Below are 14,054 nucleotides of genomic sequence, written 5' to 3'. Positions count from 1 at the left end.
AGCCTCATGTGGTTGGGCCGGGGTGTTGCCCCGGCCCGCTGGTCTTAGTTGGTGGCAGGCGCGATGCGCCAGATGCGGTCACCCGCCTCGTCGTTTTCGCCGCGCGACTTGTTCACCGCCCAGACATTGCCCTTGCCATCGGCGCGCAATTGGTTCGGGAAGCTGCCGGCATCAAGGTTGGCGACGATCTTGCCCTGCGTATCGACCGCCGTGATCGTGCCCGAGCCGCGGTTGGCCACGAATGCCAGACGGCTTTTCGGCTCGAACGTGACGTTCAGGGGTGTTGCGCCGACATAGACGTCATGCACCGTTTCGCCGGTTTCCACGTTCACGATCAGCAGGTTGTCGCTTTCCTGCGAGACCACGAAGATCAGACCGTCCTGCGCGTCGAAAGCCACGCCCGATCCGGTTTTCGAATTGGGCAGTTCGAAGACCTTCACATCGCCCGACTTCAGATCGACGATCGCCGCTTCGGGGGTGTTGATGCTGACGGTGGCCAGCTTGCCATGTTCTTCGTCGATATCCAGCGCCATGGCGCCAAAGGCGCTGCCGCGTTCGTTCGACGGGATGACGATCGGGTCCAGCTCCTCAAGCGTTTTGGTGTCGAAGACCTTGATTTCGTTTCCGAAGCTGGTCGAGGCATAGGCGCGGCCATTGGCTTCGTCCACCACCACGTCGCGGCCATGCGGGACCGTGCCGGGGTCGAACTGCTTGACCAGCGACAGGTCGGATTGCTTATAGACGGCCACGGTGTCCTGACGAGTGTTCGTGACCCACACGGTGTCGTTCGCGTCATCGACCTCGACCCCGTAAACGGCGAACAGACCGCCGGGTTTGCCATCCTTGCCGGGCGCTTCGGCGGGCGAGGCTTTGGCCACGACTTCCAGCGTTTCCGGGTTCAGCTTGACCAGCGCCGATTCCTTGACCGGGGGGCGACCCACGGCGGAACCCACGAAGACCGCATCCGATTTCGGGCTGTAGATCACCTGATACAGGCCCGGATTGACCGGCTGGCTGGTGGCGGTGAACTTGTCATCGCCCGACAGCGGCAGCTTTTCCGAGATCTTCAGTTCTACCACCTCGGCGGATGCCGGGTTCTGCGTGCTGATCACGATGGGTTGGTTGCCGGCGATCGCCGTATCGTCGATGGCGATTTCATATTTGAAGCCGCCTTCGGCATCGACGGTGATGGGCTGGTCGTTCAGCACCGTGCCGCCATGCAGCAGCGTGACGGTCTGGCCGGGAACCAGACGCGCGCCGGTGACGATCGCCTTGCCGCCCTTATAGATCGGATCGCCGCGCACTTCGCCGGTGATGCGGACCTGACCGTCGAAATCCTTGGCGGGCTGGCTGAACAGCGCATCCGCAAAGCTGGGCGCAGCCAGCATCGAAAGCGTCAAGGCCGAGGCTGCAAGCAGCCGGAAACGGGTCATTGCCATTATTCTCTCCTGAAATATGTCAGAGGCGGGTGGATGGCTGACCCTTGGGGCTGGCTTCGTTCTGCGCGCAACCTATAATCCTGACTGTCACTGTCAACTAAGGACATCATGGAAGATGACCGTTTCCCAAAGCCGTGATTTCGGTCATGTTGGTCCCGACCATGCGCGTGCCCAAACGCGGCTGCGTATTTTCGATGACGACGTGCCGACGCATGATCTGTCGCAAAAGGTGGTGCGGGTGGGGCCGGGTTATCGGTTGTTTCTGGCCGTGCCCAAGGGGCAGCCGCCCGCGGCGGGATGGCCGGTCATCTATATGCTGGACGGAAACGCGGCCTTCGACTTCCTGACGGCGGATCATCTGGCACAGGCGGCGGGGCTGGTCGTGGTCGGCGTCGGCTATGACACCGAACGCCAGTTCGCGCGCGAATTGCGGACGCTGGATTTCACTGCGCCGGATGGTCCGGGCGACGGGTTGCGGCCCGATCATGTGCATGACGGGCGCATGGCGGGCGGGGCGGGGATGTTCCACGACCGCCTGACCGGCCCGCTGCGCGCTGCGGCCGAGGCAGGGCTGCCCATCGACCCCGCCCGCCGCACGCTATGGGGCCACAGTTTCGGCGGGTTGTTCACGCTTTATGCGCTGTTGGCGCATCCGGCGGGCTTTGCGCGTCATGCGGCGATCAGCCCCTCGATCTGGTGGGACGAGGATCTGATGCGTCGCATCGCTGCGCAGGCGGATCAGGCCAGCCTGCCCCTGCTGGTTGCCCTGGGGGACCGCGAGAAACGCTCGGGCAGCGATGGGCCACCGCCCGACGGCCCCGCCCCCGCGACGATGCAGTTCGTGGCCGATCTGGCGCGGCATCCGGGTCATGCGGCGCAAATCCATGTGCTGCCGGGCCATGTCCATATCCAGACATTGGCCGGGTCTTTCGCGCTGGCCTTTCCCTTCGCCCTTAGCTGAGGCGCTGGATCAGCGCGGGCGCGATCAGCGCCACCGCCTCGGCCGAGGTCATCTCGGCATGCAGCAGCGGCAGGTCGATGACCTCGATCCCGGCGCTATAGGGCTGCCACATGGCAGGGGACAGGTCGCTGTCCTGATGGTCGTTGGCTGCGCGGAAATGCGTGATCCTGCCCGGATAGGCGCGATGGCTGTGGCCGCGGATCAGGCGGTTGGTCTGCGTGACCGCACGCACCACGCCGTCCAGCACGCGGCGCGGCAAAGCCCCCAGCGCGCTGTCGCCGCGCCGCAGGAACGCCACCACCTTGTCGCGCGTGTCCAGATCGCGATGCGCCTCGGGGTCATATCCCGCGATGGCCAGAAGCGCGCGCAGCGCCTGAACCGGGTCTGGTTCCGGCTCATTGCGCCACGCATCGGCGGGGTAGCTGTCCAGCATGGCGACCAGCCCCGGCGCGCGGCCCATCCGGGTCAGCACCCATGCCACCTCATGCGCAAGGATGCCGCCGACCGACCAGCCCGCCAGATGGATGGTGCCATGGGGCACCAGCGCCGCGATGCGCTGCGCGTAACCTTCGGCCATGTCGGCCAGACTGTCGGGCATCGGCAGATCGGGATTCAGGCCCGGATGCTGCAAACCCCAGACCTTGCGCGCGGGCGCGACGCGCCGCGCCAGGCCGCGATAGCCCCATGACAGACCGCCCGCCGGATGGATCAGGAACAGGGGTGCGGCATCGGCATCGCCATCGGCCAGCAGGATCAGCGGGCCAAGCCCATCATCCTGCGGTGCCTGCGCGTCCAGCGCGGCGGCAAGCGTGGACAGCAGCGGATGTTCGAAGATCGTGCCAAGGCCGGGGTCGCGGCCCGTCTCGGCCTCCAACGCCTGCACCAGACGCACTGCGGACAGCGAATCGCCACCAAGGGCAAAGAAATCCGCTTCGGCAGAGGCGGGGTCGGTCAGGTGCAGCACCTGCTGGAACAGGCGCGCCAGCAGGGTTTCCGTGGGCGTCCGGGCAGCGCGGCCCTGCGCCGAAAAAGCAGGGGCGGGCAGGGCCTTGCGGTCCAGCTTGCCGTTCGAGGTGACGGGCAGGGCATCCAGCACCACCTCGGCCGCCGGGATCATATAGGCGGGCAGGCTGATCGCCAGCCGTTCGGCCAGCAGCCCCGTCTGCCACGCGCCATTGGGCACCACATAGGCCACCAGCCGCTTTTCCGCGTGATCTTCTCGTGCAACGACGACGCATTGACGCGCGATGCCTGCGGCCATGATGGCGGCCTCGATCTCGCCCAGCTCGATGCGCAGACCGCGGATTTTCACCTGATGGTCCGAGCGGCCCAGATAGATTACCGCCCCATCCGCCCGCAACCGCGCCAGATCGCCCGTCGCGTAAAGGCGGCCCTGCGGCGCGTCCACGAACCGATCCGCCGTCAGATCGGGACGGCCCAGATAGCCGCGCGCCAGCTGCACGCCGCCCAGATACAGATGTCCCGGCAGACCGGGCGGCACCGGACGCATCCGGTCGTCCAGCACATGCAGCGCGGTGTTCCAGACCGGCCAGCCGATGGGAATGGGGTTTTCGCGGTCGTTGGGCGAAGCGGGCCAGAAACTTACATCCACCGCCGCCTCGGTCGGGCCGTAAAGATTGTGCAGTTCCGCCGTTATCCGCGCGTGGAACCGGTCGCGCTGATCGGCGGTCAATTCCTCGCCCGAACAGAACACCCGCCGCATCACCAGCCCGTCCGAGACGGGCGCGGCCAGAAACGCCGACAGCATGGACGGCACGAAATGGCAGGTCGTGATGCCGCGTTCCCGGATCAGCCGGGCGATGGCCGCAGGGTCGCGATGCGCGTCGGGCGGCGCCATGACCAGTTCCGCCCCCGAGATCATGGGCAGGAAGAATTCCCACACCGACACGTCAAAGGTCGCGGGGGTCTTTTGCAGGATGCGTTCGCTGGCGTCGATGCCGTAATGGGTCTGCATCCACAGCAGGCGGTTGACGATGGCGCGATGTTCGATGGCCACGCCCTTGGGTTCCCCCGTGGATCCCGAGGTGAAGATGACATAGGCCAGATCGCCCGGCTGCGCGGCAGGCCCGCTGCCGGGGTCCATCGGCATCATCAGCGACGCGACACCTTCCAGCACAAGCGCGGGTTCGGGCTGGGTCCGCCAATCTGCCGGGGCCAGCAGCGGGGTTGCCGCCGGAAACAATGCGGTCAGGTCCGACAGCACCGCGACGGGCTGTGACAGATGCAGGATGCGCGCGATGCGTTCGGGCGGATGCGACGGGTCCAGCGGCAGATAGGCCGCGCCTGCACGCAGACAGGCCAGCAGCGCGACGGGCAGTTCCAGCGAACGCTCCAGCGCGACGGCGACGATGGCGTCGGGGCCTGCGCCCATCTGACGCAATTGCGCGGCCAGCGCGGCGCTGCGGCGGTCCAGATCGGCGAATGTCAGGGTCGCGCCACCAAAGCTGATGGCGGGGGCGTCGGGGGTGGCGGCCAGCTGCCGTTGGATCAACGCGGTCAGGGTGGTGTCGGGCAGGGGGCGATGCGTGGCCTCGGCGCGGGTTCGGGCGAGGGCGATTTCGACGGGGCTGGCGGTCGGGACACTGGCCAGCGTGGGCGCTGCAAGGGCGGCCAGCAGAAACGCCTGAAGCCGGTCGCCATGGGCGCGGGTTTCGTCTGCGGAATACAGCGCAGGGTTCGCGTCCACCTCGAAGACCATGCCCGCAGGATCGCCGCGGAATGTCAGCGTCAGGTCATCGACCGCGCCCGCCCCAAGGATATGCAGCCTGCAGTCCAGACCGGCAAAGACCGGAGGCTTGTCAAAGGGCTGCACGTTGACCAGCGGCCCGTAAAGACGGCGCGTGCCGCCGACCAGACCCAGTTCGCGGCGCAGCAGTTCGCTGCGATACAGTCCACGGCGGCGGGCCTGCGCCATGCGTCTGGACTGGGCGGCCAGCCATTCTGGCAGCGGCGCGTCTTCGTCAGGGCGCAGGCGGAACGGCAGCACGTTCATCGCCATGCAGGGCACCTCGGCGATCTTGCGGCCCATGCGCGCCATGAAGGGCAGGCCCACCACGACCTCTCCCTGCGTCCAGCGGGCCAGATAGGCGGCGCTTAGCGCATTCAGAATATCGGGCCAGCCAAGGCGATGGGTCTGGGCGTAAGTCCCAAGCGCCGCCAGCAGATCGAGCGGCAATTCGCGGCTGTCGCGGATAAAGCTGTGCCCGCTGACCGCGCGTCCCGGCGCGGGGCCGGTCACCTCGGGCAGGTCGGCAAGCTCGGTATGCCACCAGTCGCGGTCGTCCTTGCGCCGAGGGGCGTCGCGATAGGCCAGATCCTCGGACCGGGCCAGACCCAGCGGACCAAGGGGCGCGGGTGCGGGCGCGCCGGTCGTCAGGGTCGCGTAATGCGCGGCGATGCGGTTCGTGACCAGCACCATGCCATAGCCGTCGATCGCCAGATGGTGGATGCGTTCGTAAAGGAAGTGGCGTTCGGGACCGATGACGAACAGGGTGAATGCCGCAGCGGGTTCGCGCGCCAGCGCCACGGGTCGGTCGCTGTCGGCGCGCATCAGCGCCAGGGCCTGCCCCACGGGATCGGGCTGCGCGGACAGATCGGCGAAACCCAGCATCGGCGGCACGCCCTGCGCCTGACGCGGGATGCCGCCCGGATCGGCAAAGCGCAGCGACAGGGCGGGCGCTTCGGCCACCGTCAGCGCCACGGCCTGCGCCAGGGCATCGCGGTCCAAAGGTCCAAGAAGTTCAAGATATTGCCCGGTGTTCAGGATCGGGCTGCCGGGGTCCAGTGCCTGCGCGAACCAAAGCCCCTCCTGTGCCTCGGTCAGAGGCATTGATGACACTGTAACGGGGCTTGCGCTTGCACTCATCTCAGCACAGATCACAGCCGGTTGAGAGGAAAGACAAGCTGTTATGCACATCGGCTGACGACCATGTTATCGGAACGGAACTTTGGGGCGCTTGTCCCCGGTGGGCCTTGCGGCCATAGTCTTACCAAGAAAATTAGTCAACTTTAGCTCGGCCCCGATGTCAGGACAGGATCAAGGGATGACCCAGACCCAGATGAAAACCGCCTTGCCCCTGCGCGACACGCCGCAGCTTTACGGTCGCATCACGCGGTTGCTGCATTGGTCCATTGCGGCGCTGATGCTGTGGCAGTTCGTGGGCATGGGGCTGAAACTGGCGCTTGGTCGCCAGCCCATCGTGGCGTTTTTCGTAGGCTCGCATCAAAAGGTCGGCACGGTGCTGTTCGTGCTGATCGTGCTGCGCGTGGTCTGGGCACTGACGAACCGCCGAAATCGCCCGCATCACGGCGATGGCGTGGTGGGCCTTGCCGCGCGGCTGGGCCATCTGGCGCTGTATGGGGCGATGATCCTTGTGCCGCTGTCGGCGCTGATGCGTGCCTATGGCGGCGAGCGGGGCTTTGCCCCCTTCGGGTTCCCGATCTTTGCGCCGCAGCAACCGCCGATCGGCTGGATGGTGCAGTTCGGAGAGTTGCTTCATGGCGAGCTGGCATGGGTCACGCTGGCGCTGATCGCAGGTCATGTGCTGATGGTCGGCGTTCACGAAGGCATGTGGCGCGACGGGACGCTGACAAGGATGGCGGGGCGGCGCCGGGCCTGAAGGGCGCGCGCCCTTTTTCATTGATCGCTGCCCGTTTGGGTGTCACCATTCAGTCATGATGAACGCGCCCTTTGGTTTTCCCGAACAGGATCGCATCGCCTTTGACCGGGCCGAGCTTGGGGCCATTCTATCCGTCTATGGGCGCATGGTGGCTGCGGGTGAATGGCGCGACTATGCCATGTCTTTCCTGCGCGAGGTCGCGGTGTTTTCCGTCTTTCGCCGCGCGACCGAACATCCGCTGTATCGCATCGAAAAGCGGCCCCGGATGCGCAATGCTCAGGGTCAATATGCCGTGATCGGGATGGACGGTCGCATTCTGAAACGCGGGCACGATCTGCCGACCGTGCTGCGCGTTCTGGAAAAGAAGCTGATCCGCCCCGTCGATTGATGCGCCGTTCAGCGCGTCGTGATCCAGTGGATCACCACCGGGACCGAGGCGATGCTGGCTGCCGTCGATACCAGAATCGCCGTCGAAACCCGCTGCACCGCCACCCCGAAATGCTGCGCAAGGATATAGACGTTGCCGGCCACCGGCAGGCTTGCCGCCGCAATCATCACCCCTGCCGCATAGGGATGGACGTCAAAGATCATCAGCGCGGTGATGCCCACCGCCAGCGGATGCAGCACCAGCTTGACCACGCTGATCCACAGGGCCGGGGCCATGCGCTGTGCCGAACGGCCCGCAAGGCTGGCCCCGATGGCGAAAAGTGCGCCCGGCGTTGCGGCAGCGCCCAGCAATTGCAGGAACTCGGCCGCAGGTGCTGGCATGGGCAGGCGGAACGCAGCCCAGGCCAGCCCCGCCACCATCGAGACGATCATCGGATTGCCGACGATGCCCATGATCAACGGCCCCAGCGCCGCAAACGCCCCGCGTCCCTGCCGTGAGGCGGTGACAAGCAGCGTCAGCAGCGCGGAAAAGATCACCAGATCGATGGTCAGCACCATCATCACCGGACCGATCGCGGCCTGACCCAGCAGCACGACCAGCATCGGCACGCCCAGAAAGCCGGTATTGCCGGTGATTGCGGTATGTGCCTCCATCGCGGCCTCGCCCAAGGGCAGTTGCCGCCAGCGGGCGACCGCCATGGCGACGACCCAGATCGCGCCGGTGCCGCACAGATAGGCAAGGCAGAATTGCGGATCGAACAGCCGCCGCACGTCCAGCGTGGCGGCAAAGCGGAACAGCATGGCCGACAGCGCGAAGTAAAAGACGAACTTCGTCAGCCATTGCGTCGCCTCGGGCGGGAAGAAACGGCTATGGGCCGCAGCCCAGCCCGTGCCGATCAGCATGAAAAACGGCAGGGTCTTGAGGAAAATTTCAAGCATCGGGTCCGCGTTCTACGGTGTACTCGGTTTCGCCCGGCGCGATATTTTGCGTGGCAATCAGGCGATGACCGCTTTCAGCGCAGAAATGCGGCACGTCAAGGATGGCGGCGCGGTCGGTCGCGATCAGCGCGACCCGTGTTCCCGGCGGCAGAGCCAGCAGATGTTTGCGCAGGCGCAGGACCGGCAGGGGGCAAAGCAGGCCGCGCGCGTCGATCCGTTCGGTCATGCGGCGCGCCGGCCCCATGCCTGACACCATGCCAGCGCCTGATCGGCATCGACCGGCTGGGCCAGATCACCTGCGAATTCATGAAATCCCGGCAATTGCTCGACAGGGACCGACAGCAGGACCGGGACGCCCTGCGCCAGAGCCTCGGCGATGAAATCGCGAAAGCCGCGCCCGAAACATTCCTGTTTGCCGAATTTGTTGACGATGACCAGATCGGCACCCTTGGCCAACACCGCTTCGGCGCGCGCGACCGCGGTGGCCAATGCGCCGGTATCCAGACGGCACCCCTCGGCGCAGGTGCCCAGATTTTGCGAGATGCGGATCGGTGGGGCCGCATCGCCAAGGATGCGCAGGTCCATGTCGCAATCCTGCCCCGGCCCACGGTCCAGATTGTGCTGGACAGCCCCGGCAAGCCGCAGCCCGCGCGCGATCAGCGCATCGGCGGTTTCGGTCAACAGGCGGTCGGCGCCGCCCATATTTTCGCGGATGGTGACGAATCCCAGCATCGTGACTCTCCTGTCAGGGGGTCAGAATAGTCCCGGCTGCGACGGGCGCAACATGGGTATTTGAAGAACTAAGAAGTGCTTAGTCGCCTTGCGCCAGCGGACCGTAAAGGATCAGGGCGGGATGCGGGCTGGGCCCTTCGGCTTCCAGAAGGGCTGCGAGCGTTTCCACGGTCATGCGCAAAAGGCGCTGATGCGGGTGGCCCACGGCCTCGGCCAGCAGGGCGGGGGTGTCGGGGGGCAGGCCGTTCGCGATCAGGCCTTGCGCCATTTTCGGGAAGGTGCGCTGACCCATGAAGACGACCGTTGTGGCATGGGCATCGGCCAGCGCCGCCCAGTTCTGGTCCTGCGGCAGGCCGCCCGTCACATCGGCGCCGGTCACGAATTGCAGCCGTCGCGCCGTGAGCCGCCGCGTCAGGGGCAGACCCGCCACCGCCGCTGCCGCCATGGCCGAGGGCACGCCGGGCACGATTTCATATGCGATGCCCGCCTGACGAAGTGCGGTCATCTCCTCCTCGAGCCGTCCGAAGATGCCGGAATCGCCGGATTTCAGTCGCACGACATGTTTGCCCGCCTGCGCGTGTTCGACCAGCAGCGCGTTGACGTATTCCTGTTTGGCCGAGGGACGGCCCGCGCGTTTGCCGACCGCGATGCGTTCGGCCTGCGGCCCCGCCTGATCCAGCACCGGGCCGGATGCAAGGTCGTCAAACAGCACCACATCGCAGGCCTGCAGTCGCTTGATGGCGCGCAAGGTCAGAAGCTCGGGATCACCCGGCCCCGAGGATACGAAACTGACCTTGCCCTTATTCTGGTTCATATCTTGGCGATTGCGGCAAAATCCGCGCCAAGGCAAGGGGGCGTATGACTTGCCGCATGGCAAAGCATTTGCGATAGAGGGCGCGACCGAGATCCGGGGGTATCCATGTTCCGCGCGCGCCATCTTCTGGGGATCGAGCCTTTGGCCCCAGCCGAAATCACTACGCTGCTTGATCTGGCCGAAACCTATGTCGATCTGAACAAGCGCACCGTCAAGCATTCCGACGCGCTGGAGGGGATGACGCAGATCAACATGTTCTTTGAAAACTCGACCCGCACGCAGGCCAGTTTCGAACTGGCGGGCAAGCGTCTGGGGGCGGATGTGATGAACATGTCTGTGGCACATTCGTCGGTGAAAAAGGGCGAGACGCTGATCGACACGGCGCTGACGCTGAATGCCATGCATCCCGACCTTCTGGTGGTGCGCCATCCGCAATCGGGGGCCGTGGATCTGCTGGCGCAAAAGGTGAACTGCGCCGTGCTGAATGCGGGCGACGGGCGCCACGAGCATCCGACGCAGGCGCTGCTGGACGCGCTGACCATCCGTCGCGCCAAGGGGCGGCTGCACCGCCTGACCGTGGCGATCTGCGGCGACATCGCGCATAGCCGCGTCGCGCGCTCGAACCTGTTTTTGCTGGGCAAGATGGAGAACCGGCTGCGTCTGGTCGGGCCTTCGACCCTGATGCCCGCCGGTGCCGCCGACTGGGGCGTTGAGGTCTATGAAGACATGCGCGAGGGGCTGAAGGGCGCCGATGTCGTGATGATGCTGCGCCTGCAGAAGGAACGCATGGATGGGGGCTTCATCCCGTCCGAGCGGGAATATTACCATCGCTGGGGGCTGGACCACGAAAAGCTGGCGCTTGCCGCGCCTGATGCCATCGTGATGCATCCCGGCCCGATGAACCGCGGGGTCGAGATCGACGGAACCATCGCCGACGACATCAACCGCAGCGTGATTCAGGATCAGGTGGAAATGGGCGTCGCCGTTCGTATGGCCGCGATGGACCTGCTGGCGCGCAATCTGCGTGCCGAACGCGGCCGCGCCGCGACGGAGTTGATGGCATGATCCAGCATTTTCAGAACGCCCGTCTGATCGACCCCGAGGCGCTGACCGAAGACATGGGCAGCCTGACCCTGCGCGATGGCCAGATCGAGGCCGTGAATGCCGACGCGCCCGAAGGGGCCGAGCTGATCGATTGCAACGGCAAATGCCTTGCACCCGGTCTGGTCGATTGGGGTGTCAAGATCGGTGAGCCGGGCGAGCGTCACAAGGAATCCTTTCGCAGCGCCGGGCTTGCGGCGGCGGCGGGTGGGGTGACGACGATCATCGCGCGTCCCGATACGCTGCCGCCGATCGACAATCCCGAATCACTGGAATTCGCCAGCCGCCGCGCGGCGGATGTGCCGGTCAATATCCGCCACATGGCCGCGCTGACCCGTGGCCGCGACGGCCGCGAGATGGTCGAGATGGGCTTTCTGAAGGATGCGGGCGCGGTCGCCTTTACCGATGGCGTGCGCGTCGTGTCCGACACCCGGCTGTTGTCGCGCTGCATGACCTATGCGCGCGGTCTTGATGCGCTGATCGTGGGGCATCCGCAGGAACCGGGTCTGTCCAAGGGGGCTGCGGCGACCTCGGGCAAGTTCGCCTCGCTTTACGGGTTGCCTGCGGTGTCGCCCATGGCCGAGGTGATGGGTCTGGACCGCGACCTTGCGCTGGTTGCCATGACCCGCGCGCGTTACCATGCCGATCAGATCACCGTTGCGGCCAGCCTGCCCGCACTGCGGCGCGCGCGCGATGCGGGGTTGGATGTGACCGCCGGAATCTCGATCCACCATTTGACGCTTAACGAATTCGACGTCGGTGATTACCGGACGTTCTTCCGATTCACCCCGCCCTTGCGGGCCGAAGACGACCGGCTGGCGATGATCGAGGCGGTGGCCGAGGGCGTTATCGACGTGATCGCCAGCTTTCACACCCCGCAGGACGAAGAATCGAAGCGCCTGCCCTTTGCCGAGGCCGCGCCGGGGGCTGTGGGGCTGCAGACGCTGCTGCCTGCCGCGATGCGCCTGACCCATTCGGGCGGGCTGAGCCTGTCGCAATTGTGGCGCGCCATGTCGCTGAACCCGGCGAAACGGCTGGGTCTGGATGCCGGGCGGCTGACTGTCGGCGCACCTGCCGATCTGGTGCTGTTCGACCCGGACGCGCCCTTTATCATGGACCGTTTCAAGCTGTTGTCGAAATCCAAGAACACGCCCTTTGATGAGGCGCGGATGCAGGGCCGCGTGCTGGGCACATGGGTCGCGGGCAAGCGCGTCTTCGGAGAAGCGGCATGAGCCTGATCCTGTGGGCCGCGATCGGCTATCTGCTGGGTTCGATCCCGTTCGGCATCGTCATCACCCGCGCCTTTGGCTTGGGCGATCTGCGCAAGATCGGTTCGGGCAATATCGGGGCGACGAACGTGCTGCGCACCGGCAACAAGCCTGCCGCATTGGCGACCCTGTTGCTGGACAGCGGCAAGGGGGCGATCGCCGTTCTGCTGGCGCGCTGGCTTGCCGGGCCTGACGCGGCGCTGGTCGCGGGCGCAGCAGCGTTTCTGGGTCACCTGTTCCCGGTCTGGCTGAGCTTCAAGGGCGGCAAGGGGGTCGCGACCTTCCTTGGGACGCTTTTGGCGCTGGACTGGCGGCTTGGCCTGACGGCCTGCGGGCTGTGGCTGCTGACGGCGCTGATCGGGCGGATTTCGTCGCTGTCGGCGCTGGTCGCGGCAGCGCTGACGCCTTTCGTCGCGCTGTGGCTGGATGGTTGGGCCATGGCTGTGGTGACGGCTTTCATGGCCGTGCTGATCTTTGTGCGACACCACGCGAACATCAGCCGAATCATGGCGGGAACCGAGCCGAAGATCGGCAAGAAGTGACGCCCCGCAGGGCGCCATTGAGGCGCCTGCGGTTCGGGGGACATGCCCCCTTGCGCCTAGCGGGTGGGGACGGGCGTTTCGCCTGAATAGTCGTAAAAGCCGCGCCCGGTCTTGCGGCCCAGCCAGCCAGCCTCGACATATTTGACCAGCAGCGGGCAGGGGCGATATTTGGTATCGGCCAGCCCGTCATGCAGCACGCCCATGATGGCAAGGCATGTATCCAGTCCGATGAAATCGGCCAGTTCCAGCGGGCCCATGGGCCAGTTCGCGCCCAGCTTCATCGATTCGTCGATGGATTTGACGTTCCCGACGCCTTCGTAAAGCGTATAGACCGCCTCGTTGATCATCGGCATCAGGATGCGGTTGACGATGAAGGCCGGAAAATCCTCGGCGCTGGCGGCGGTCTTGCCGATCTTTTCGACGACCGCGACCAGCTTTTGATACGTCTCCTGATCGGTGGCGATGCCGCGGATCAGTTCGACCAGCTGCATGACCGGGACCGGGTTCATGAAATGGACGCCCATGAACCGTTCGGGGCGGTCGGTGCGGCTGGCAAGCCGCGTGATCGAGATCGAAGACGTGTTCGAAGCAAGGATCGTTTCCGGCTTCAAGTGCGGCAGAAGATCCTCAAAAATCGCCTGCTTGACGGTCTCGCGCTCGGTTGCGGCCTCGATCACCAGATCGCATTGGCCCAGATCGGAAAGCTGCGAGGTGGTCTTGATGCGGCCCAGTGCGGCGTCCTTGTCGGCGGTGCTGATCTTGTCGCGGCTGATCTGGCGATCGAGGTTCTTCCCGATCAGGGCAAGCGCCTTGTCCATCGCCTCGCGCGAGATGTCGGTCAGCAGAACGTCAAACCCGGCCAGCGCGAAGACATGCGCGATGCCATTGCCCATCTGTCCGGCGCCGATCACGCCCACCGATTGAATCGTCATGCCTTGATCCTTTCACCTTGCGCGGGGGACGATAGGCGCAAGGGCTGGTCGCGTTCAATGCAAAAACCGCCCGGCGGCCGGGCGGTTTTCTGGTTGATGCGACGGGGGGCGCTGCCCCCCGCCCCAGTCGCCCCTTGATGGGGCGTCTGGGGCGTCCCCCGGGGTATTTCGGGAACCGAGAATCGATCACACCTTCCCGGTCAGTTCCGGGACGGTTGTGAAGAGGTCACCGACCAGGCCGTAATCGGCGATCTGGAAGATGGGGGCTTCCTCGTCCTTGTTGATGGCGACGATGACCT

The 14,054-nt window shown here is 65.6% G+C and carries 13 protein-coding genes and 1 pseudogene; 6 read left to right on the top strand and 8 right to left on the bottom strand.

Annotated elements, in window-relative coordinates; genetic code table 11:
- Positions 1-44: 44 nt before the first annotated feature.
- Positions 45-1,439 carry a Vgb family protein gene (locus FN835_RS13570; protein ID WP_142663772.1) on the bottom strand — a complete coding sequence of 465 codons (1,395 nt, stop codon included), beginning with the start codon at positions 1,437-1,439 and terminating at the stop codon, positions 45-47.
- A 115-nt stretch (positions 1,440-1,554) separates the two neighbouring features.
- Between FN835_RS13570 and FN835_RS13565 the strand changes: the two genes are divergently transcribed.
- Positions 1,555-2,400, top strand: a complete 846-nt coding sequence (locus FN835_RS13565; protein ID WP_142663771.1) for an alpha/beta hydrolase — start codon at positions 1,555-1,557, stop codon at positions 2,398-2,400.
- On the opposite strand, the gene FN835_RS13560 is transcribed toward FN835_RS13565, so the two are convergent.
- On the bottom strand, positions 2,393-6,250 hold the full coding sequence (locus FN835_RS13560) for an amino acid adenylation domain-containing protein (RefSeq protein WP_246098741.1): 3,858 nt from the start codon (positions 6,248-6,250) through the stop codon (positions 2,393-2,395). The two genes, FN835_RS13565 and FN835_RS13560, sit on opposite strands and share 8 nt — an antisense overlap.
- A 214-nt stretch (positions 6,251-6,464) precedes the next feature.
- Between FN835_RS13560 and FN835_RS13555 the strand changes: the two genes are divergently transcribed.
- Positions 6,465-7,040: a cytochrome b gene (locus tag FN835_RS13555; protein WP_246098740.1), complete on the top strand. Its 576-nt coding sequence runs from the start codon at positions 6,465-6,467 to the stop codon at positions 7,038-7,040.
- A gap of 58 nt (positions 7,041-7,098) precedes the next feature.
- On the top strand, positions 7,099-7,428 hold the full coding sequence (locus FN835_RS13550; RefSeq protein ID WP_142663769.1) for a DUF2794 domain-containing protein: 330 nt from the start codon (positions 7,099-7,101) through the stop codon (positions 7,426-7,428).
- Positions 7,429-7,436: 8 nt separating this feature from the next.
- Here FN835_RS13550 and FN835_RS13545 read toward each other — a convergent pair whose 3' ends face one another.
- The 4 genes from FN835_RS13545 to cobA all read right to left on the bottom strand — a co-directional run bounded on the left by FN835_RS13545 (position 7,437) and on the right by cobA (position 9,912).
- A complete protein-coding gene (locus FN835_RS13545) occupies positions 7,437-8,366 on the bottom strand; it encodes an AEC family transporter (RefSeq protein ID WP_142663768.1) in 930 nt (309 codons plus the stop codon).
- Entirely contained in the window at positions 8,359-8,592 is a 234-nt protein-coding gene (locus FN835_RS13540) for a sulfurtransferase TusA family protein (RefSeq protein WP_142663767.1), read from the bottom strand. The genes FN835_RS13545 and FN835_RS13540 overlap by 8 nt, the downstream gene beginning before the upstream one ends.
- A complete protein-coding gene (locus FN835_RS13535; RefSeq protein WP_142663766.1) occupies positions 8,589-9,098 on the bottom strand; it encodes a DUF2478 domain-containing protein in 510 nt (169 codons plus the stop codon). Before FN835_RS13535 ends, FN835_RS13540 begins: the two co-directional genes overlap by 4 nt.
- A 79-nt stretch (positions 9,099-9,177) precedes the next feature.
- Positions 9,178-9,912 (bottom strand): uroporphyrinogen-III C-methyltransferase, encoded by a 735-nt coding sequence (gene cobA, locus FN835_RS13530; protein ID WP_142663765.1) that lies wholly within the window; start codon positions 9,910-9,912, stop codon positions 9,178-9,180.
- 105 nt (positions 9,913-10,017) lie between these two features.
- On the opposite strand from cobA, the gene FN835_RS13525 reads away from it, so the two are divergent.
- The 3 genes from FN835_RS13525 to plsY are packed head-to-tail and all read left to right on the top strand — an operon-like array spanning position 10,018 to position 12,823.
- A complete protein-coding gene (locus tag FN835_RS13525) occupies positions 10,018-10,977 on the top strand; it encodes an aspartate carbamoyltransferase catalytic subunit (protein WP_142663764.1) in 960 nt (319 codons plus the stop codon).
- Positions 10,974-12,245 carry a dihydroorotase gene (pyrC, locus tag FN835_RS13520; RefSeq protein ID WP_142663763.1) on the top strand — a complete coding sequence of 424 codons (1,272 nt, stop codon included), beginning with the start codon at positions 10,974-10,976 and terminating at the stop codon, positions 12,243-12,245. Before FN835_RS13525 ends, pyrC begins: the two co-directional genes overlap by 4 nt.
- Positions 12,242-12,823, top strand: a complete 582-nt coding sequence (gene plsY / locus FN835_RS13515) for a glycerol-3-phosphate 1-O-acyltransferase PlsY (protein ID WP_142663762.1) — start codon at positions 12,242-12,244, stop codon at positions 12,821-12,823. The genes pyrC and plsY overlap by 4 nt, the downstream gene beginning before the upstream one ends.
- 56 nt (positions 12,824-12,879) lie before the next feature.
- Here plsY and FN835_RS13510 read toward each other — a convergent pair whose 3' ends face one another.
- Positions 12,880-13,755 (bottom strand): 3-hydroxybutyryl-CoA dehydrogenase, encoded by an 876-nt coding sequence (locus tag FN835_RS13510; protein ID WP_142663761.1) that lies wholly within the window; start codon positions 13,753-13,755, stop codon positions 12,880-12,882.
- Between the two features lie 186 nt (positions 13,756-13,941).
- Positions 13,942-14,054, bottom strand: a pseudogene (locus tag FN835_RS13505) (electron transfer flavoprotein subunit alpha/FixB family protein); the annotation flags it as partial.

Source organism: Paracoccus laeviglucosivorans (assembly GCF_900182695.1).
GTDB lineage: Bacteria > Pseudomonadota > Alphaproteobacteria > Rhodobacterales > Rhodobacteraceae > Paracoccus > Paracoccus laeviglucosivorans.
This window is presented reverse-complemented; position numbering and strand designations above follow the sequence as displayed.

Coding starts and splice junctions, on each gene's coding strand:
- FN835_RS13570 (WP_142663772.1), bottom strand. CDS start 1,439: ATGGCAATGACCCGTTTCCGGCTGCTTGCAGCCTCGGCCTTGACGCTT.
- FN835_RS13565 (WP_142663771.1), top strand. CDS start 1,555: ATGACCGTTTCCCAAAGCCGTGATTTCGGTCATGTTGGTCCCGACCAT.
- FN835_RS13560 (WP_246098741.1), bottom strand. CDS start 6,250: ATGCCTCTGACCGAGGCACAGGAGGGGCTTTGGTTCGCGCAGGCACTG.
- FN835_RS13555 (WP_246098740.1), top strand. CDS start 6,465: ATGACCCAGACCCAGATGAAAACCGCCTTGCCCCTGCGCGACACGCCG.
- FN835_RS13550 (WP_142663769.1), top strand. CDS start 7,099: ATGAACGCGCCCTTTGGTTTTCCCGAACAGGATCGCATCGCCTTTGAC.
- FN835_RS13545 (WP_142663768.1), bottom strand. CDS start 8,366: ATGCTTGAAATTTTCCTCAAGACCCTGCCGTTTTTCATGCTGATCGGC.
- FN835_RS13540 (WP_142663767.1), bottom strand. CDS start 8,592: ATGACCGAACGGATCGACGCGCGCGGCCTGCTTTGCCCCCTGCCGGTC.
- FN835_RS13535 (WP_142663766.1), bottom strand. CDS start 9,098: ATGCTGGGATTCGTCACCATCCGCGAAAATATGGGCGGCGCCGACCGC.
- cobA (WP_142663765.1), bottom strand. CDS start 9,912: ATGAACCAGAATAAGGGCAAGGTCAGTTTCGTATCCTCGGGGCCGGGT.
- FN835_RS13525 (WP_142663764.1), top strand. CDS start 10,018: ATGTTCCGCGCGCGCCATCTTCTGGGGATCGAGCCTTTGGCCCCAGCC.
- pyrC (WP_142663763.1), top strand. CDS start 10,974: ATGATCCAGCATTTTCAGAACGCCCGTCTGATCGACCCCGAGGCGCTG.
- plsY (WP_142663762.1), top strand. CDS start 12,242: ATGAGCCTGATCCTGTGGGCCGCGATCGGCTATCTGCTGGGTTCGATC.
- FN835_RS13510 (WP_142663761.1), bottom strand. CDS start 13,755: ATGACGATTCAATCGGTGGGCGTGATCGGCGCCGGACAGATGGGCAAT.